General features: G+C 36.9%; 19 protein-coding genes. 11 read left to right on the top strand and 8 right to left on the bottom strand.

The features are described 5' to 3' along the window. Position 1: 1 nt before the first annotated feature. The 8 genes from FEE95_RS12030 (at position 2) to FEE95_RS11995 (ending at position 8,889) form a co-directional block, all read left to right on the top strand. On the top strand, positions 2-991 hold the full coding sequence (locus FEE95_RS12030) for a helix-turn-helix domain-containing protein (RefSeq protein ID WP_138658191.1): 990 nt from the start codon (positions 2-4) through the stop codon (positions 989-991). Positions 992-1,115: 124 nt separating this feature from the next. Then, entirely contained in the window at positions 1,116-1,604 is a 489-nt protein-coding gene (locus FEE95_RS12025; RefSeq protein WP_138658190.1) for a hypothetical protein, read from the top strand. 2 nt (positions 1,605-1,606) lie between these two features. After that, positions 1,607-2,491, top strand: coding sequence for a GIN domain-containing protein (locus FEE95_RS12020; RefSeq protein ID WP_138658189.1), 885 nt, complete (start codon positions 1,607-1,609; stop codon positions 2,489-2,491). 21 nt (positions 2,492-2,512) lie between these two features. Further along, a complete protein-coding gene (locus FEE95_RS12015) occupies positions 2,513-3,379 on the top strand; it encodes an AraC family transcriptional regulator (RefSeq protein WP_138658188.1) in 867 nt (288 codons plus the stop codon). A gap of 107 nt (positions 3,380-3,486) precedes the next feature. After that, entirely contained in the window at positions 3,487-5,280 is a 1,794-nt protein-coding gene (locus tag FEE95_RS12010) for a S41 family peptidase (RefSeq protein ID WP_138658187.1), read from the top strand. A gap of 4 nt (positions 5,281-5,284) precedes the next feature. Beyond that, a complete protein-coding gene (locus FEE95_RS12005; protein ID WP_138658186.1) occupies positions 5,285-5,854 on the top strand; it encodes a hypothetical protein in 570 nt (189 codons plus the stop codon). Between the two features lie 356 nt (positions 5,855-6,210). After that, positions 6,211-8,469 carry an aminotransferase class III-fold pyridoxal phosphate-dependent enzyme gene (locus tag FEE95_RS12000; RefSeq protein WP_138658185.1) on the top strand — a complete coding sequence of 753 codons (2,259 nt, stop codon included), beginning with the start codon at positions 6,211-6,213 and terminating at the stop codon, positions 8,467-8,469. A gap of 42 nt (positions 8,470-8,511) precedes the next feature. Next, positions 8,512-8,889: a DoxX family protein gene (locus FEE95_RS11995; RefSeq protein WP_138658184.1), complete on the top strand. Its 378-nt coding sequence runs from the start codon at positions 8,512-8,514 to the stop codon at positions 8,887-8,889. Here FEE95_RS11995 and holA read toward each other — a convergent pair whose 3' ends face one another. Continuing rightward, positions 8,890-9,891, bottom strand: coding sequence for a DNA polymerase III subunit delta (gene holA, locus FEE95_RS11990; RefSeq protein ID WP_138658599.1), 1,002 nt, complete (start codon positions 9,889-9,891; stop codon positions 8,890-8,892). Positions 9,892-9,917: 26 nt separating this feature from the next. Here holA and FEE95_RS11985 point away from each other — a divergent pair, with 26 nt between their 5' ends. The 3 genes from FEE95_RS11985 (at position 9,918) to FEE95_RS11975 (ending at position 12,337) form a co-directional block, all read left to right on the top strand. Then, complete coding sequence (locus FEE95_RS11985; protein WP_138658183.1) at positions 9,918-10,364, top strand: type I restriction enzyme HsdR N-terminal domain-containing protein; 447 nt, start codon at positions 9,918-9,920, stop codon at positions 10,362-10,364. Positions 10,365-10,376: 12 nt separating this feature from the next. Beyond that, positions 10,377-11,378 carry a glycosyltransferase family 2 protein gene (locus tag FEE95_RS11980; RefSeq protein WP_138658182.1) on the top strand — a complete coding sequence of 334 codons (1,002 nt, stop codon included), beginning with the start codon at positions 10,377-10,379 and terminating at the stop codon, positions 11,376-11,378. Positions 11,379-11,482: 104 nt separating this feature from the next. After that, entirely contained in the window at positions 11,483-12,337 is an 855-nt protein-coding gene (locus tag FEE95_RS11975; RefSeq protein WP_138658181.1) for an OmpA/MotB family protein, read from the top strand. 79 nt (positions 12,338-12,416) lie between these two features. Here FEE95_RS11975 and FEE95_RS11970 read toward each other — a convergent pair whose 3' ends face one another. The 7 genes from FEE95_RS11970 to FEE95_RS11940 form a co-directional block, all read right to left on the bottom strand. Then, positions 12,417-13,037, bottom strand: coding sequence for an L-threonylcarbamoyladenylate synthase (locus FEE95_RS11970; protein ID WP_138658180.1), 621 nt, complete (start codon positions 13,035-13,037; stop codon positions 12,417-12,419). Positions 13,038-13,070: 33 nt separating this feature from the next. Beyond that, a complete protein-coding gene (locus FEE95_RS11965) occupies positions 13,071-13,754 on the bottom strand; it encodes a hypothetical protein (RefSeq protein ID WP_138658179.1) in 684 nt (227 codons plus the stop codon). A 50-nt stretch (positions 13,755-13,804) separates the two neighbouring features. Further along, complete coding sequence (locus tag FEE95_RS11960; protein ID WP_138658178.1) at positions 13,805-14,341, bottom strand: SRPBCC family protein; 537 nt, start codon at positions 14,339-14,341, stop codon at positions 13,805-13,807. 17 nt (positions 14,342-14,358) lie between these two features. After that, complete coding sequence (locus tag FEE95_RS11955) at positions 14,359-14,646, bottom strand: DUF6958 family protein (protein WP_138658177.1); 288 nt, start codon at positions 14,644-14,646, stop codon at positions 14,359-14,361. 86 nt (positions 14,647-14,732) lie between these two features. After that, a complete protein-coding gene (locus FEE95_RS11950) occupies positions 14,733-15,308 on the bottom strand; it encodes a Crp/Fnr family transcriptional regulator (RefSeq protein WP_138658176.1) in 576 nt (191 codons plus the stop codon). Positions 15,309-15,404: 96 nt separating this feature from the next. Beyond that, the gene (locus tag FEE95_RS11945) at positions 15,405-16,292 is read right to left on the bottom strand and encodes a glycoside hydrolase family 16 protein (protein ID WP_138658175.1); all 888 of its coding nucleotides are present in this window, start codon (positions 16,290-16,292) and stop codon (positions 15,405-15,407) included. Positions 16,293-16,335: 43 nt separating this feature from the next. Beyond that, a complete protein-coding gene (locus FEE95_RS11940) occupies positions 16,336-18,711 on the bottom strand; it encodes an ATP-dependent helicase (RefSeq protein ID WP_238474567.1) in 2,376 nt (791 codons plus the stop codon). Positions 18,712-18,761: the final 50 nt, after the last annotated feature.

Raw genomic sequence — 18,761 nt, 5'->3', positions numbered from 1 at the left:
TATGAGCTGGTATGACACTTTCAGAAACACCAAAATCAATTACGCACTTATTACATTAACCATTGTTATAGCCCCTCTTATCTATTTGTATATAAGGTCTATAACTATGTCTTCATTCATGTTTCGAAAAAAAGATTGGTTACATTTTCTACCAGCATTGATTGTTGTTTTTTATCGCATAGCGATTTTTAGTTATGATGCTTTACAACCCGGTTTTTCAGAAACCCAAAATGGTTATTTAAAAATTCATTTTGATGAAGCTTATTTCTTGCCGATTTATAGCATCTTCAGCTACATACAAAATACCCTCTATCTCGCCTTTACAGTACAATTGTATTTCAACTATAGAAAAAAGATAAATGAATATTTCTCTAATACTTTTAAGTTGGAACTAAACTGGATTAGAAACTTCTTGCTGCTATATATTTTGTTATTCCTTTATGACTTGATAGAAACGATTATCGGAACAATTTTCATAGACCTAAATTACAGACAACAATGGTGGATGGTATTTTTCACGGGACTTATCATTATTTACGTCGGAATTAAAGGTTTCTTTACGGATACCACCAAACTGAAAAAACTGGATTTTAGTTTTTCACCTAATCGTTCTGCCATTCCCGAACGGGATACTACTTCAAAAAAGGAAATCCCACAGGAAGCCCTTCAAAAAATAAAAACCTTGATGGAGCAAGAAAAGCCCTATCTAAATCCAGAATTAAACCTATCCGATTTGGCCAAACAAGCCAAAATGACCAGGGCTCAACTTTCTGAAATCATTAATTCTGGCTTTAAGCAAAATTTTAATGATTTTGTAAATAGTTATCGTATAGAGGCTTTTAAGAACATGCTTCATGAGGATAAACATAAACAACTCTCCATCCTAGGCATAGCTTATGAATGTGGCTTTAATAGCAAAGCCACATTCAATAGGGTTTTTAAAAAACTCACCAGCTCCTCCCCTTCTGAATTCCTGAAAACAATTGGGTAAACCTCATTGAAAGTTACCTTTTGGGACGTCTCAAATCGTATTTGAGACGCATCCGTACGATTTGAAGCGCAAACCAAGGACTTGATTTGCAATTTTGACCTGTTCAATCTTTAAAACAATCCTTATGAAAAATGCAATCACACTTTTATTAACTGTACTACTAACCTCTGCAGCTTACGCACAAAACAAAGTAAGTATCTCTAAACTAGAGTTCCTTAATAACACTTCATGGTCAGGCAACTTAATGTATATAAATTATGGAGATGGAAAAGAAGTAACTCTCCGAACAACAATGCAAGTTGAAATCAAAGGAGACAAAATTGTCATGCACACCCAATTTACAGACGAACCGAGTGCCAACTCCAAAAACAGTACAAAACTGAAGAATGATGGCACCTATCTCGGAGATGAGGAAATTATCGAATATTCAACTTCAGAAAACGGAATCCAGAAAATCGTTACCCAATTCAAAGGCAAGGACGCAAACAAGCGGGCAACACTATACAAAACATATTTACTCGGTGAAAATGAGTTCTCAATCACGAAAAAGGTCCAATATGATGATGCGGATGAAGGATTCGTAAGAAACCGCTATACCTACACTAAAATTTAAACATGAAAAAATTAATATTACTGCTACTACTTGTTGCAGCAACAGGTTTAGCACAAGTTAAGGGAAACAAAGACATTCAAACTAGAACTTTTACTACGGAAAATCTTACCGATATTGAAATTGGTTTCTACGCCGATATTATCATAGATCATTCCGCAGCAGAGAAAATGGTTATTACGATAGATAGCAACTTGTTTGATTTAATAGATACTGAAGTGGTCGATGGAAAGCTAAAACTTGACCAAAAAGAATGGATTCAAGCTTCGGAAAGAATTAAAATCAGAATTGGCGCGCCAAATCTGAAACGAATTCAACAGGGTACCAATGACATTGTTCGCATTACAAATGTTACTTCGAAAAACTTCAGTGCAATGGCATTAAATGGCGAGATTGTCATTTCAGGTCAAGTAAATTCCCTCGGAATTGGTGCTGAAAATGGGATTGTCGATGCATCTAAAACTAAGGCAGACGAGGTCTTCTTAAATATTTGGGGACATGGAAAAGCTATTGTAAATGCTTTTGAATTTATAGATGCCAAACTTAGCAAAGATTCAAAACTAGAACTGGTATCCAAACCCAAAAAGGTAAGGGGAAATATTGAAAAGGCATTAGCAAACAACAGTATAGTTAGCGTAGAAAGCATCCGCTATATTGATTTTAAAATCAAGAATAACTCTTCAAACCGAAATAATTTCTATGTCATTGGCCCTAAACCAGATGGGAGAAACTTTAGTTACGGTTTTCCCATGATGCCAGGTAAGGTGAGAAAAGAAAAATGGACAACTGGCACTAAAATTTACAAGGTAAACCGAATTGGTCTTCGTAAACATCTGGTAACCATAATGGATAAGGATGAAGACAAAATCGTTAGGTTATTTAACAACTAAACTTAAATCAGTTTTCTACCTATGGTACCACCCATTCTAACGAATAAAAAATATGTTCTACGTATTTTCCTAATAGTTACCCTAGTAGTTATTTTGGTTGACTTCGCCTTTTTAAATCTTGGGATGGATGGTTTGTTGAGTTGGAAACTTCACCTGATTACAGCCCTGTATTCTTTTGCAATTACTTTGGCAAACCTCGCTTATTTTGATTTTATAAATGCAAAGTTTAATGAAAAAACAGAACCTTATAAGAGAATCTCAATAGGCGTGGTCGGTTCCACTTTGATTACCCTAGCTACCTATTTCATCTGTCGCTTAATACATCTGGTTTTGATTGTTGAAACCAAAACGCTCAAAGAGTTTTTAGAAAATGAGACTATTGGACATTATCTATTTCCTCTATTCATTGCTCTGGTGGTCTCATTATTCATCCAATCTATCTTTTTTATAAAAGCTTTTCAAACGAATCAAAAGGTCAACATGAAACAAACAAATTTTAGACAATCCTTTAAAATTGAAGCAGCAGATGCCAACAACGAGTTTTTAAAGAGACTACAAAATCTTCTAGAGGAGGAAAAGTACTATCAGAATACGGATCTTGATTTAGATGGACTGAGTAAACAATTGGAAACATCAAAAAGAAGAACCTCAATTTTAATTCAGGAATTATATGGAAAATCATTTTCGGAGTGCATTAATGATTTTAGATTGGAAGAGGTTCTCTATCGTTTCAAAAATCAAAAACACAAAAAATTGACCATAATAGCCTTAGCACTTGAAGCCGGATTCCCTTCTAAATCTACCTTTTACAGGCATTTCAAATTGAAAATCGGTATTTCCCCATCAGAGTTCTTAAATCGAATGGACGGAAATAAGTTTGAGCCCTAAACTGCTTTTTGGGATAAAGACGGCACAATTTGGGACTTCCCTTGAAGAATTAAAAACTAAAATTGAATTCATAAAAATCTATCTAGACTTTTAAATAAACCTTTATTATGAAAATGAAATACATTCTCCCAGTTCTAACGCTCTTTATTGTTTCATGCAATGCACAAGAATACCAAATCACCTTCAAACTAGATGCAAATGAACTAGAAGCGGAAAGAAAATTGGGTCTAAGGGGCAATGTAAAACCTCTCAGTTGGAAAAAGGACTATCCACTTAGCGACGAAGATGGCGATGGAATATATGAGACCACCGTCAAATTCAAAACCTCAGAACGCAATCTCAGATTTAAATTTACGAACAATGAAAAATTGGAGTTGGAAGGTGCCGACAATAGAATTGTTTGGTTCAAACCAAATGAAACTATAATAACCGCTCACATTTTTGACGAATACAATTACTATAGCTCTGAAACGATAAACACGATTTCCTATTCACCTAATCAAATAAAAGAAGATATTGAGGTACTTAGAAACGCACTTCAAGTCATACATCCAAATTTATATAAGTACCGCGATTCTGTATCGTTACAAAAAGACCTAAGCGAATTGCAAAACACTTTAGCTGAAAAATCAAACATGATCGATGTGTATCGTGAGGTTTCAAAATTTGCAGCTAAAATAAAATGCAGCCACACCTTTACCAATCCATGGAACCAAGGGCCGGACATTAAAAAAGGCATTTTTTTTCAACCCGATAAGCTACCCCTTACATTCAATAGAATAAGCAAACAAATCTTCGTAGACAAAAATGCATCCCAATATCAAAACATCAAAAAAGGAATGGAAATTATAACTATCGATAGTATTCCATCAGAAGAAATCATGACCCGCCTTGCCGCATATATAACATCCGATGGCAACAATTATGAAAAACGCCTCCAACGTCTTACCATGAGTGGAGCCTCCAAATTTGAACTATTCGATATCTTTTATCCTTTGGAGTTTGGTAGCAAAACTGCTTTTCAAATACAACTAAAAGATCATGCAAGCGGAGACACCATCCATGCAAGACTAGAGGCAATCTCAAAAACACATCGAAACAAAGTTTTAAGAGAAAGATTTCCTGATTTCGGAAACACTTTTGAGGAAGGTTGGCAGTTCAAAATACTAAATAAGCAAACAGCCTTATTGCGCATAGATGCCTTTACTATTTTCAGTAACGATTTCGATTGGACAGGTTTTCTTGACAAGGCATTTGAAACGATAAATACTGAAAAGACCGAAAACTTAATCATTGATATTCGTGCGAATGAGGGGGGTGATACCGAAGTTGCCGAATATATCTTGGAACGAATCATCACGGAACCCATAACAATTGACATACCAGCACAGACCACACGTTATCGAAAAATACCTGAAGACTTAAAAAAGTACATAAGCACTTGGGATAAAAGACCCTATGACTGGGGTAATAAATTGGAATATAAGGGTAATGGAAGATATGAAATGCAAAGTATGTTCGTTCCTACCAGTGCAACCTATAAACCAAGAAAAAACAATTTTCAAGGCAAGGTATATCTGTTAACTAGTGCGGAAAACAGCTCGGCAACCCATATTATGTCTACCTACGCAAAAAAGTACAAATTGGCTACTCTCGTCGGACAAGAAACAGGCGGTAATCAAAAGGGGCTAAATGGCGGTTATATGTTTTTCCTAAGGCTTCCTAATTCACGGATAGAATTGGACATTCCCGTTTTCGGAATCAACATTCTAAAAGATACACCTGATACCTATGATGGGGGTATTCAACCAGATGTCGCAATCCAGAAGAATGTTAATGACCTGATTAACGGCGAGGATACCGAGATGAAAGCGGTGTTAGAACTTATTGATAACAAATAATTTAATGAAAAAATGGTACCAATTCATAGACTGGATAAAAAGTGCCAACATAAATATCATTGTGGCTTTTACCGCCCTACTAACAAGTGTTTGTGCCTTATATATATCAATCCAAGAAGTACATATTATGCGAACTCAACAAAAAGCACTGATGTTTCCGTATTTGACATTAGGGAAAATATATAATTCTGATGGATTTGGGATTCGTCTCAAAAACAGTGGTAACGGGCTTGCAAAAATCAATTCATACAAGATTCATAATGACAGCATGTACTTCAAAGATTGGGAGCAGGTGGTTCAAATACTAGCTCCAGAAGCAAAAAATATAAACTATAGTATTATTAAGACTTCTGGGGGAATTCAAGATGAAATTATTACTCCTGATGAAGATTTGAATCTTATTTTCTTGCAATGGACGGATGAAACCAGGAAACTTGAGAAAACTATTAAATCACTTAAAATTGAAATTTGTTATTCCTCTTTGTTAGATGATTATTGGACAGTTCAAGGTAAGGTTCCTGTTGAAAGTTCAAAAAAATGCAGAGTTGATCTTGAGATGGAGTTTGGTTTGTAATTGAAAACTGATGAAGCTCATACTCTCTACTTGTTATAGTATCGCGTTTCTGTCCTTGCTTTTTGTTATGCATGAATTGCACGAAATAGCACATGCAGTATCCAGAAGAATAATATGTGGCTGTTAAGGTTTACGGGATTTCAATGTTTGGGAACTCTGTCAAGGCTGCGAAAACTTGTTACCTACCGCAGCAATTTTATTTTGATGCTATGTATACTAGGTCATCGAGGTAGCTTACTAGAACAGGGTCATAAATAATAACTGCATCTACAACTTCATGCAACACCTTGAAAACTTAGTTTATCCTTTCTAATACTTGAGTATAAATTCTAAAAAGTATTTCTATTTTTGAATTCATGAATATTTATGAAGTCTTAAGTGATTACTTCGGGATTACCGATGCGACAATAACCAAATTAGAAGGTTACGACAGCATCAACTACAAAATCAAAAGTAAAAAAGGGACTTACGTCCTAAAACAAAATGCATTTTCAGAAGAAACCCTAGCATTACTTCAATCGGAAAATCAGCTTTTTGAGACCTTACAAGTTCTGGACGGTTATGACTTTCCAACCGCAATTCCATCTTTAAAAAATGAATCCGTTATTGTAGAAGAAAAACAGATATTCAGGCTACTTTCTTTCATTGAAGGTGAGTTTTTAGGTGATGTGGACCATACTCCTGTCCTACTCCATTCTTTCGGTGTGTTTCTTGCAAAGATGGATATGCAAATACATGAAAAATATCACCCAGCTATTGTTGGTAAAGAAACTCAATGGGACTTAAAGGAGTTCAGTTCAAATTATCAATACATAGAATACATAACAAATCCGAAAGATAGAAGTCTAGTTGATTATTTCTTTTTGCAATTTGATGAACATGTATATCCAGTTAAGGACAAGTTGCGAAAAGGAATTATTCACAATGACGGTAACGATTGGAATGTTCTGACAAAAAATGATAAAATATCCGGAATCATAGACTTTGGCGATATGTGCCATTCATGGCTGATTAATGAAGTTGCTATTGCCATCACCTATGTCATGATGGGTAAAGAGAATCCCTTGGAAATTGCTTCTCATGTAATTAAAGGATACCATTCGATATTTCATTTTGAAGAAAAGGAACTAGATATTTTATATTACCTCGTTGCAGCCCGCTTATGTACGAGCGTTTGCAATTCCGCCCACGCTAAAACTTTAAAACCAGATTCGGAATATATTACAATAAGTGAAAAACCAGCTTGGGAATTACTGTACAAATGGATTTCCATAAGTCCCATAAAAGCAAAAGACTTCTTTCGTGAAGCTGCGGGATTTCCTCCTATTAGGAAAAAGGAAGATTCGCAACAGCTCTACAGAAGAAAGAAAAACTTCAGTAATGCACTTTCGCTAAGTTATTCCAATCCTATTCAAATGCAAAAATCTGCATTCCAATATATGTATGATGCGGATGGGAACACCTATCTTGATGCATACAATAATATCATGCTGGCGGGTCATTGTCATCCTAAGGTAGTAAGAGCGGGTCAAAAATCTATGGCCAAGCTAAACACCAATACTCGTTATCTCTATAATGAGTTGCTCTCATATAGTGAGAAGTTACTGGTTAAGTTTCCGGAAAATCTGAACAAGGTTTTCTTTGTGAATTCCGGAAGCGCAGCGAGCGATTTGGCTATCCGCATGGCGACCAATCATTCCCAAAGACAAAAAGTTATGGTTCTCGAACACGGTTACCATGGCAACACGCGAATAGGCATTGATATTAGCCACTATAAATACAACCATGAAGGTGGAACCGGTAAACAAGAGTACATTCTGGCAACCCCAATGCCAAAGGCCTTCGAATCCGGTTACCCAGATAATGGCACTGCTGGTGATTTCTTTGCCAAGCAGACCCGAGAACAAATCAAAGCCAACACAAATCAAATTGCCGCATTTATAGCCGAGCCAATTGTTGGGTGCGGTGGCCAAGTACCTTTGGCAAATGGTTATCTACAACAGGTATACCAAGCAATTAGAGTCCAGGGTGGAATTTGTATAAGTGATGAGGTACAAGTTGGTTTCGGACGTTTAGGTGACTATTTCTGGGGATATGAAATGTTTGATGTGATTCCGGACATGGTGATTTTAGGGAAGCCAATGGCTAATGGCCACCCTATTGGTGCAGTGGTCACAACTACAGAAATTGCGGAAAGTTTTGACAACGGGTTGGAATTCTTTAGTTCTTTCGGAGGGAACCCTGTTTCGTGTGCTGTTGGAGAAGCCGTTTTAGATGTTATTGAAGAAGAAGGGTTACAAGAACACGCTAAAAAAGTTGGAGATTATTTATTGGGTAGATTAAAAGATTTACAGATTGAATATCCTGAAATTTTGGATGTTAGAGGAAGCGGCCTTTTTATAGGCATTGAAATGGGGAGTACACATGAGGTATCAAGCACACAATTGGCAGCCCGTATTAAAAACGGACTTCGCGAAAGTCATATCCTAATTAGCACCGACGGCCCTGAAGACAATGTTTTAAAGATTAAACCACCCTTATCTTTTAATCTCTTAGATGCAGATAAACTCGTTTTCCATATCTCACAGCAACTCTATCTATTTTTGAAGAGCTGAAATTTTAATAGTACTTTTATAGCAACTCAAACCTCACTTTTAATGACTTCGTCTTTTAAAAATGATATTGGATTAGCACTGTTAAGAATTGCCCCTTCTGCATTTATGCTAACACATGGCTTTCCCAAATTCCAGAAAATGATTGCTGGCAACTTTGAATTCGGAGACCCTATTGGTATTGGTGCAGCACCAACTTTATTCCTTGCCGTGCTAGCGGAATTTATCTGTCCAATCCTAATAATTTTCGGATTCAAAACACGATGGGCGGCAATTCTTCCGGCCTTAACTATGCTGGTTGCCGCTGCTGTGGTTCATTTAAGCGACCCGTTTGGCAAAAAGGAAAAAGCATTATTATTCTTAGTGATATTTGTGGCCATAATCCTTTTGGGGCCTGGTAAGTACAGTATTGATAGAAAGTAATCAGATAATCTTCACAAGAAGTTCTTTTAACAAATCGGCTTGGGAAGTGTTTGCTGAACCAACCCCTTTTCCCTTTAGGTCGAGTTCCCTCAAACTTGACACAATAGAACTCACTTTTTTCATAGGATAATTTTTTGCAGCCACTTGATACTCACTAACAAAATATGGGCTGATACCTAAAATACTAGCCACATTTTTTGGGTTATGGTCTTTCATACCATGATATTTAAGCAACTGTGTAAAAAAGGTATTTAGTAAAGTCACCGTAACTACAAATGGATTATCCTTCGGATTTTGGGCGAAGTAGTTCATAATACGAGTCGCTTTTATCACATTGCGTTCGCCAATGGCTTTCTTCAGCTCAAAATTATTATAGTCCTTGCTAATACCGATGTTTTCTTCAATATCCAAAGGCGTAATTTCTTTTTCCTTGGGGAGAACCAATTGTAATTTTTCCAGCTCATTGTTTATTTTGCTCAAGTCAGTCCCTAAGAATTCTACCAACAAACTGGCAGCTTTTGGGGTAATGCGATACCCTTTTCCCTGAAGTACTTTCCGAATCCAATCTGAGACTTTATTCTCATAAAGCTTCTTACTTTCGAATACGACTCCTGTTTTCTTGATTTGCTTATATACCTTTTTGCGCTTATCAAATTTGCTGTATTTGTAGCAAAGTACTAGTACAGTGGTTAGTTGAGGGTTTTCGGCATATGAACTAAACTTGTCAATTGTTCTAGATAAATGTTGCGCTTCCTTAACGATAACCACTTGTCTTTCGGCCATCATAGGGAATCGTTTTGCATTAGCTACAATGTCTTCTACGGAAACATCCTTTCCATAAAGCACCATCTGATTAAAACCGCGTTCTTCTTCCGCAAGAACATTCTTTTCAATGAATTCCGAAATGCGATCAATGTAATAGGGCTCCTCGCCCGTCAGTAGGTATATGGGCTTTATGTTGCCCTCTTTGATGTCCTTAACTATCTGTTTTACTTCATCCATCCAAAAAAAATCATCAAATTTGCGACATGCTTCAACTGAATTTTCCAGCATATGAGTTCCGTTTCAAAAATAGCGAAAATAAAGTCCAGATTTTCGATGTCATTCGCAAAAAATTTGTGGTTCTACAACCTGAAGAATGGGTACGTCAACACCTTGTGCATTATCTGATTTTTGAAAAGAAATATCCCAAATCATTAATCAATGTGGAAAAGCAATTGGAAATTAACGGCTTAAAAAAGAGGTACGATATAGTTGTTTTTAATTCTGACGGAAGTATAGAAATTCTCGTAGAATGCAAAGCCCCTAAAATTTCAATTAGTCAAACTACTTTCAATCAGATTGCCCGATACAACATGAATTTAAAGGCCAATCATCTAATGGTTACTAACGGATTAGAGCATTTTTATTGTAAAATGGATTTCGAGAAAGAAAAGTATACGTTTCTAAAGGATATTCCTGATTTTAACCGTTAATTTGCCATCGTTTTGCGAATAGCTGTCGTCATACTCAACTGGAATGGAAAGGGACTATTAGAAAGTTACCTTCCCTCTATTACGCAATATTCAGAAGGAGCGGAAATATATGTAGCGGACAATGCATCTTCTGATGATTCAGTAGCCTTTGTAGAAGCAAATTATCCCACTATCAAAGTCGTGCAGAATGCCGTCAATGGTGGTTTTGTAAAAGGTTATAATGATGCCCTCAAACATATTGATGCAGATGTATATTGCCTTCTCAATTCAGATGTGGAAGTTAGTCCGAACTGGTTAGAACCCATTAGAAAAGCTTTTGAAGAACTACCCGATGCTTCCATTTTGCAACCCAAAATCTTGGACTTAAAAAGGAAGGATTATTTCGAATATGCTGGCGCAGCAGGAGGTTTCATTGACCAACTCGGCTATCCTTTCTGTCGTGGGCGCATTTTTCAATCCCTCGAAAAAGATGAAGGACAGTATGATGATGTACGCGAAATTTTTTGGGCGACGGGGGCATGTATGTTTATTAAAAGTAAGGTTTTCTTTGAGTTAGGCGGATTTGACGAAGATTATTTCGCACATCAAGAAGAAGTAGATTTATGCTGGCGAGCAAAAAATGCCGGACATAAAGTATATTACATAGGGACGTCAAAAGTCTATCATTTAGGCGGATCGACCCTAAGCAATATGAATCCGAAAAAGACCTTTCTTAATTTCAGGAATTCGCTGTTCTCAATTACAAAAAACCTTCCTCGAAGAAAAGCATTCTTAATCATTTTCATTCGCTTGGTTTTAGATGCGGTAGCCGCATTCCGATTTATCTTTCAATTGAAGTTTAAGCATTGCATCGCCATTGTAAAAGCTCATCTAAGCTTTTATAAACATTTCACCAAGATGTACCGTAAAAGAGAAAAAGCTAATTTTATATTAAATTATTATGCAAAGAAGTCCATAGTATGGTCTCACTTCGTACATCAAGAGAATGTTTTTAAAGTTTTAGAAAAAGATTAACTGGTATTAAAAAAACATCGTACTAGTATTTTCTCTAATTTTGAATTAGGACAAACCGTTTTTAAACAAATAACATTTTTAATAAATATTTAAGTAACATCATTATGAAAAAACTGATTTTAGGCGCATTGGGAGTTACCTTGTTGTTATCTTCTTGTGTATCACAAAAGAAATTTGCTGAAATGGAGGCCAAAGCAAAAGAGGCTCAAGATTTGCTAAACTCAGCTACAGTAAAGTTAAATACGTGTTTAGAGGAGAAAGCTACAGCCACTTCAAGAATGCAAACTTTGGAAGATCAAAACGCATTTTTAAAAGCGAACAACCAAGAGCTTATCAATAACATGGGTAACCTAACTACCCTAACAACAAAAGGTGCTGAAAACTTGGAGAAATCCCTTGAGAGTCTTCAAGAAAAAGACCTTACTATCCGTAAATTAAATGATGCTATCACGCGAAGAGATTCTGTGAACCTTTCTTTGGTACAGAGTTTAAAAGGTGTTTTGGGTAATTTGGATGATGAGGATATCGAAATTAGCGTTGAAAAAGGTGTTGTTTTCGTTTCAATCTCTGACAAATTGTTATTTAGTAGTGGAAGTTATAACATCACTAGCAAGGCGAAAACAGTATTAGGAAAAGTTGCTCAAGTAGTCAACAACAAGCCAGATTTCGAATTTATGGTAGAAGGTCATACGGATGACGTTCCTTACGGTAGAAAAGGTAATATTTTAGACAACTGGGATTTAAGTGTAAAACGTGCCACGGCAGTAGTTCGTATTTTACAAAACGATTACAATGTAGATCCCAAACGTATGACTGCAGCAGGTAGAGCAGAATATGTTCCTGTTTCAACTACTGAGAAATCGAAGAACAGAAGAACAAGAATCGTTGTACTTCCAAAAATCGATCAGTTCTATAGCATGATTGAAGAGGGAATGAAAGATCCTGCGATTAATAATTAGACGTTAGAATTTAAAAGAAAATAAAAATGCCATTGCTTTACTACAATGGCATTTTTTATTCAGCCTTTTTTCTTGTCTCTTAAAGAATATCTAAACTACCTTTTCCTTCACGCAACACGTCTGGTTCTCCTTGCGAAAGTTCAATAACCGTTGAGGCCGTATTATCTCCATACCCTCCGTCAATTACTATGTCAACAAGCTTTTCCCATTTCTCGAATATCAAACTCGGGTCCGTAGTGTATTCCAACAATTCATCTTCATCTCGAATCGAGGTTGATACTATGGGATTACCAAGCTCTTCAACCAAAGCCCTCGCGATTGAATTGTCAGGAACGCGAATACCTACAGTTTTTTTCTTTTTAAAAACCTTCGGAAGGTTACTATTTCCGGGAAGTATGAAGGTATAAGGGCCGGGAAGGGCACGCTTTAAAATTTTAAAAGTCCTTGTATCTATTTGTCGAACATAGTCAGAAAGATTACTCAAATCAGCACAAATAAAAGACCAGTTGGCTTTCTCAAGTTTTATCCCTTTGATGCGCGCGATTCTTTCCAGAGCTTTTGTATTAGTAATATCGCAGCCAAGTCCGTAAACTGTGTCTGTCGGATAAATAACCAATCCGCCCTTGCGCAAAATATCTACAACCCTCCTGATCTCTTTCGGATTCGGATTCTCTTCATATATTTTAACGTATTCGGACATTTTGCAACTGGGTGTTCACTGCAAAGTTAGTCGTTATTTAAGAATTTTTTGAACCGATAACCTATAGATAGCAACAAAATGCGAAAACAATACCACAGGTACAACAAAAGTGGGCAACCATACCAAGGGAAAATGAAGAATAGCTACATTTGGCTGATTAAAGGCAAATTGTTGAATGGGAATAGGTACTGACAGAATTGCATTGAAAATAATGCTTAACAAAAGGCATAGGCAGACAATATTCCAAACTAACAACCCCCTCTTATCTAAGACCTTTCTCCAGAAAACGAGATAGTAAATAATGGGAGCGGTAATGCCCGCCAGAATATCGAAATTCCGTCCTGAAAATGTCATTAACTCTGGAAGCATTTTATACACAAAAAACCAGTACAAAACAATTTCGACAGGTACTCTAACTATATGAAGCAATGTCAAGGTTTTGAGACTTAAGGTTTTAATCCAAGCTCTTCCTCTTTTATAAAAAAATACACCTAGAATAAGCAACAAAGCGGGTGGCGCTGCCAAAAGGAATCGAAACGGCTGTGTAGATACCTCAAGGTAAAAACCGGAATACGCCAAATAGCATTGAAGAGCTAACCAAAGAATTAAACCGAAAATAATCACTTTCGGAGGATTTGTCGCTCTTATAAACAGAAAAAGCGTCAGTATCGTTGTCAAAATAAAGGTCAACGACACATAAAAAGGAACGTCTTGCATAAGTAGTGAAGAATTAAGAATGACTATTTGCGTGGTACCTAAAACCTATGTTATTCCAAATTTCCTTTTAAATTTTCTAAGCCTATGGCAAAATCGTTTCCAATCATTTCTTCCATATCCATAAAAACCATCATAAAGTTCATAGGGTAATCCATTCGGCCATTAAAACCCCATTTGACTTTGGTTTGATTATTTCCAACATCTTCTGTAGTCATATAGGCTTTATCAGAAGCTTCAAAAGGCTCCATAAAACGCAACTCAAAATCAATACGCTCACCATTTTTGATGGATATGATTTCTTGCTCTCCCACCCCAACATCGGGATTATCACTTTTCCAACCAGCAACAAAACCAACGGTGCCATCAGTTCCGGAATAAGTTCTTTCCATATCTGGGTCCATTGCTGCCCATTTACTAAACTTCTCCTGATTCTTCAATGATTTGATATAATCAAAAACTTCTTGCTTTGATTTGTTGATAGTTACCTCTTTCTCAACTGCATATTCTTTCTTGGTAAAAGCAGCTAGAATTAACGGTATTGCGATTAAAACTCCTAAAACGATTAGAACCTTTTTTAGTATTCTCATAACTATGTGATTTTGGTTTAACTTGCTAGTCTCAACTTATGTGGGCTTGTATTCGGAATCCGTTCGATAAGGTTTCTTGCTTCTAAATCAAGCTTAACGCTTACAACATACCAGCCTATTTTCCCATCAAAGGTTTTCTTTAGTTTTTGAACAGCTAATTTATTCAGGTTTTGATAAGTAAGCTCTCCGTGTTCTTTGATTGTCTTTAAAATAAACTCCTTGATGATTTCGTAACGCCTTTTTAAAATATTCACACCAGTTTTGCCCTGAGGGTGAAGGGTCATAATTCTTTCGTTATCTGACATTTGAATACAATTTATAAGATTAGTAAGGTCAAATCTAAATAATACCGTAGTAAAATTTATTGCCATATGGCAATAAATGAATTGTATCATTTCATTGTTTCTTTTCGAATACGACTCAAAGAAGTGTTGGTAACTCCTAAATACGAGGCAATGTGCTTTAATGGGGAATATTGAAATACCTCCGGTTTGGTTTCCATCAATTTATTATAACGCTCAGTGGCAGAGTCAGTAATCATTGAAACAGAACGTTGCTTAAATTCAAATAAACTACTTGACATCCAAGACCTACCCCACTCTCGAAATCCTTCTATGGAATGAAATAACTCTTGGAAAACTTGAAAATCTATCTTCCAACACGTACAATCGGTCAGGGCTTCAATATTCTCTTGAGACGGAATACGTTGAAAAAGTGAGGATACCTCAATAACAAGCCCATTTTGAATAAAAAAGTCAGTGGTTATGTCTTTTCCATTAAAATCAATCACATAGGATCTGATCAATCCACGTGCCAAAATCATGTATCCGTCGGCAATTGTGCCCGTTTTAAGAATGTGTTGGCCTTTGGAGAAAGTGATTTCATGATGTGCTTCACAAATCGCTTTTAGATCCTCGTCGGAAAGTAGCTCATGCTGATAAACCGCGCGTAGGGCATCGGATTTCATAGAAAACAGTTGTAGATGTTCTCTTTAAAGATAAAAAATATCACCTATAGTTTCAATAAAACAAATTGGTCATCTATTTTATCATGTAGAAAGGTATTACTTTACTTGATAAACCCGTACATAATCAACCTCCATTGTTGCCGGAAAGATAGAAGTATCCACTCCCTCGAGACCTCCCCAATCGCCACCTACAGCAACATTCATTATAAAGTAAAAGTTGTTTTGAAATGGCCAACTGTCTGTTGTAAATGTAATAGGCCTTCTAAAAACGAACTGCACATTGTCTATATCATCAAGATAGAACTTTAGGTATTTTGCTGACCAAAGCAGTCCGAAAGTATGAAACTCTTCTTCAATTGTCTCCAAGTCTACCGCTCCCGAGGTGATTTCCGTATTGTTTGTGTGGTTATTTGCAGTACTATGGATAGAAAAATGGGTCTTATTTGGTTTAAAACTCACGTATTCCATGATATCTATTTCTCCGCAGGCAGGCCATCCAACCGTTTCAATATTGCTACCAAGCATCCAAAGTGCGGGCCACAGACCATTACCTTTGTGTTCCGGCATTTTTGCGCGAATTTCCATGCGGCCGTATTTGAATGACTGTTTACTGTTCATTCGGGCTGAAGTAAAAGCTCCCTCAATGGAGTTGTCTGAATTTTTCTTAGCGGTGATTTTTAAGGTGCCGTCACTAACCTCTGTATTACCTTGAGGTTGATAATTTTGTAGCTCATTGTTTACCCAACCACTTGCCCTATCTTCAAAAATCCAATTATCTGAAGAAACAGAAGTACCATCAAATTCATCACTCCAAACTAGTTCTGCATCATTCCAGTAATCAACATCATCTGGATCTTTAATTTCTGGAGTATCTATAGGGTCAGGTTCTTGCTCTTGTGCGATTTCAGGTGCTGGGGAATCTGACTTTCCGCATCCTAAGAAAATGATACAAAAAATTAATAAAGGGAGGGCCAACTTCTTCATAACAGCTTTTTATTCAAATTTAAGGTAATTTGATTTAAGGTCACTAGGAAAGTACTTCGAGCTTTGCGAAGCGTAACAATAGCTTTTTAATATCCCCTTTGTCAAACTGAATCTCCGCTTTTTTATCATTGCCTACCCCTTCGATATTAAGCACTTTACCCCTACCAAATCGCGTATGATTTACCAAAGACCCTTCTGTTAAATTTGGATCAATAGTATTTGTGTTTGCTGTCGGGCTAGCCAATTGCCGTTTTAATTTCCGCAGCTTACGAAGTTGATTTTCATTGGGCTTGTTTACTAATGGAGGCGTTCCATTTTTCGGTTTGGTTTGTCTCAGCGTGCTTTTATCAACCTCCCCAAAAATATCATTATCTATCAAAGGTTTGTAGCGATAGGCGGCTCGATCAATAGGCACTTGGTTATCAACGAATTTTTCATCGATTTCCTCTAAGAAACGACTAGGCTCCGCATCAATGAGTTTTCCCCAACGATAGCGGTTTTGAGTATAGGTCAAATACGCCTGTTTCTCGGCTCTAGTTAGAGCCACATAAAACAATCTGCGCTCCTCTTCCAGCTCACTACGGGTATTCATACTCATTCCAGAAGGGAATAAATCTTCTTCCATACCAACGATGTATACATAAGGAAATTCAAGCCCTTTCGCCAAGTGAATGGTCATTAAAGCAACACGGTCATCATCGCCGGTATCTTTGTCTAAATCAGTAGCCAAGGCAACATCCTCTAAAAATTCTGAAATGCTTCCCGTGGCTTCATCCAATTCTTTTTGTCCTTCTACGAAGTCTTGAATTCCGTTAAGAAGTTCTTCGATATTCTCCATACGTGCAATGCCTTCGGGGGTACCATCCTTTTTAAACTCCAACAGTATTCCAGTTTTTTTGGCTACATGCTCAGCAAGAACAAAGGCATCTGCACTTTCATTCATGATTTGAAAACTCTGAATCATCGTAACGAAATCTTGTAGTTTTCGTTTAGTACCCGCATTTATCTTTAAATCTATACGGTCAATGTTTTCAATTACTTCAAAAATCGAACGTCCATAATGGTTCGCAGCAACCACAAGTTTGTCAACTGTGGTTTGACCTATGCCCCTAGTGGGAAAATTAATAACACGTTTTAACGCCTCTTCATCTTTTGGGTTGACAACTAAACGTAAATAAGAAAGAACATCTTTAATTTCCTTTCTTTGGTAGAAAGATAATCCCCCATAAATACGATACGGAATATCACGTTTTCGCAAGGCATCTTCAATGGATCGTGATTGGGAATTCGTGCGATACAATACTGCAAAATTACCATTGGGCATTTGATGCTGCATGCGATTTTCCCAAATGGAATTCGCTACATAACGCCCTTCTTCAGCATCTGTTGGGCTTCGATGTATAATAATAGGCGGACCATCATCATTCGCCGTCCAAACCACCTTTTCCAGTTGGTCTTTGTTATTGGCAATTATGGAATTTGCCGCCTGAACAATATTTTTGGTTGAACGATAATTCTGTTCCAAACGATACATACCTACGTCATCATAGTCCTTTTGAAAATTCAGAATATTACTAATGTTCGCTCCACGAAAGGAATAAATACTTTGTGCATCGTCGCCCACAACACAAATGTTCTGATATCTATCTGATAGCGCCTTTACTATTAGGTATTGCGAGTGGTTGGTATCTTGATACTCATCCACCAAAATATATCGAAAACGGTCTTGATACTTCGCTAACACATCAGGAAAACGATTCAATAACTCATTGGTACGTAGTAACAAATCATCAAAATCCATTGCTCCTGCTTTAAAGCAACGTTCTACATAATTATGATAAATATCACCCATTCGAGGACGCTTTGCCATCGCATCTGCTTCCACCAATTCAGGGTTGTTAAAATAGGCCTTAACGGTTATCAAGCTATTTTTATAGGAAGATATCCGATTCTGTACCTGTTTGTACTTGTAAATATCTTTATCAAGGCCCATTTCTTTTATAATGGAAGCGATAAGTCTTTGGGAATCCTGGGTATCATAAATTGTAAAATTACTAGGGAATCCTAATTTATCCCCGTCATAGCGTAAAAGTTTGGCGAAAACCGAATGGAAAGTCCCCATCCACAAATTCTTGGTTTCCGCTGTACCAGCAATATCAGCAATACGTTTTTTCATTTCACGTGCCGCCTTATTAGTAAAGGTCAATGCCAAAATATTAAAGGCATCCACCCCTTGCGCCATCAAATGGGCAATGCGAAATGTAAGTACCCGCGTCTTGCCTGAACCTGCACCGGCAATTACCATCAATGGGCCATCTTTGTGCAAAACAGGTGCCCTCTGGGCTTCATTCAACTGGTCAATAAAATTCTCCAAAAGTGTCTTTAAAGGATTAGTGTATGGGACGGTGAATTTAGCCATAATACCCCTTATTCTAAAAACTTCATTTCAATAATTATGAACAATGCTAT

Source organism: Maribacter algarum (ex Zhang et al. 2020), assembly GCF_005885635.1.
Classification (GTDB): Bacteria; Bacteroidota; Bacteroidia; order Flavobacteriales; family Flavobacteriaceae; genus Maribacter_C; species Maribacter_C algarum.
The sequence above is the reverse complement of the archived record's forward strand: the minus strand, read 5'-3'. Positions and strand labels throughout refer to the sequence as shown.

Coding starts and splice junctions, on each gene's coding strand:
- FEE95_RS11950 (WP_138658176.1), bottom strand. CDS start 15,308: ATGAAATCCGATGCCCTACGCGCGGTTTATCAGCATGAGCTACTTTCC.
- FEE95_RS12020 (WP_138658189.1), top strand. CDS start 1,607: ATGAAAAAATTAATATTACTGCTACTACTTGTTGCAGCAACAGGTTTA.
- FEE95_RS12005 (WP_138658186.1), top strand. CDS start 5,285: ATGAAAAAATGGTACCAATTCATAGACTGGATAAAAAGTGCCAACATA.
- FEE95_RS11955 (WP_138658177.1), bottom strand. CDS start 14,646: ATGTCAGATAACGAAAGAATTATGACCCTTCACCCTCAGGGCAAAACT.
- FEE95_RS11975 (WP_138658181.1), top strand. CDS start 11,483: ATGAAAAAACTGATTTTAGGCGCATTGGGAGTTACCTTGTTGTTATCT.
- FEE95_RS12015 (WP_138658188.1), top strand. CDS start 2,513: ATGGTACCACCCATTCTAACGAATAAAAAATATGTTCTACGTATTTTC.
- FEE95_RS11965 (WP_138658179.1), bottom strand. CDS start 13,754: ATGCAAGACGTTCCTTTTTATGTGTCGTTGACCTTTATTTTGACAACG.
- holA (WP_138658599.1), bottom strand. CDS start 9,891: ATGGATGAAGTAAAACAGATAGTTAAGGACATCAAAGAGGGCAACATA.
- FEE95_RS12030 (WP_138658191.1), top strand. CDS start 2: ATGAGCTGGTATGACACTTTCAGAAACACCAAAATCAATTACGCACTT.
- FEE95_RS12025 (WP_138658190.1), top strand. CDS start 1,116: ATGAAAAATGCAATCACACTTTTATTAACTGTACTACTAACCTCTGCA.
- FEE95_RS11970 (WP_138658180.1), bottom strand. CDS start 13,037: ATGTCCGAATACGTTAAAATATATGAAGAGAATCCGAATCCGAAAGAG.
- FEE95_RS11960 (WP_138658178.1), bottom strand. CDS start 14,341: ATGAGAATACTAAAAAAGGTTCTAATCGTTTTAGGAGTTTTAATCGCA.
- FEE95_RS11940 (WP_238474567.1), bottom strand. CDS start 18,711: ATGGCTAAATTCACCGTCCCATACACTAATCCTTTAAAGACACTTTTG.
- FEE95_RS11995 (WP_138658184.1), top strand. CDS start 8,512: ATGACTTCGTCTTTTAAAAATGATATTGGATTAGCACTGTTAAGAATT.
- FEE95_RS11945 (WP_138658175.1), bottom strand. CDS start 16,292: ATGAAGAAGTTGGCCCTCCCTTTATTAATTTTTTGTATCATTTTCTTA.
- FEE95_RS12010 (WP_138658187.1), top strand. CDS start 3,487: ATGAAAATGAAATACATTCTCCCAGTTCTAACGCTCTTTATTGTTTCA.
- FEE95_RS12000 (WP_138658185.1), top strand. CDS start 6,211: ATGAATATTTATGAAGTCTTAAGTGATTACTTCGGGATTACCGATGCG.
- FEE95_RS11985 (WP_138658183.1), top strand. CDS start 9,918: ATGCTTCAACTGAATTTTCCAGCATATGAGTTCCGTTTCAAAAATAGC.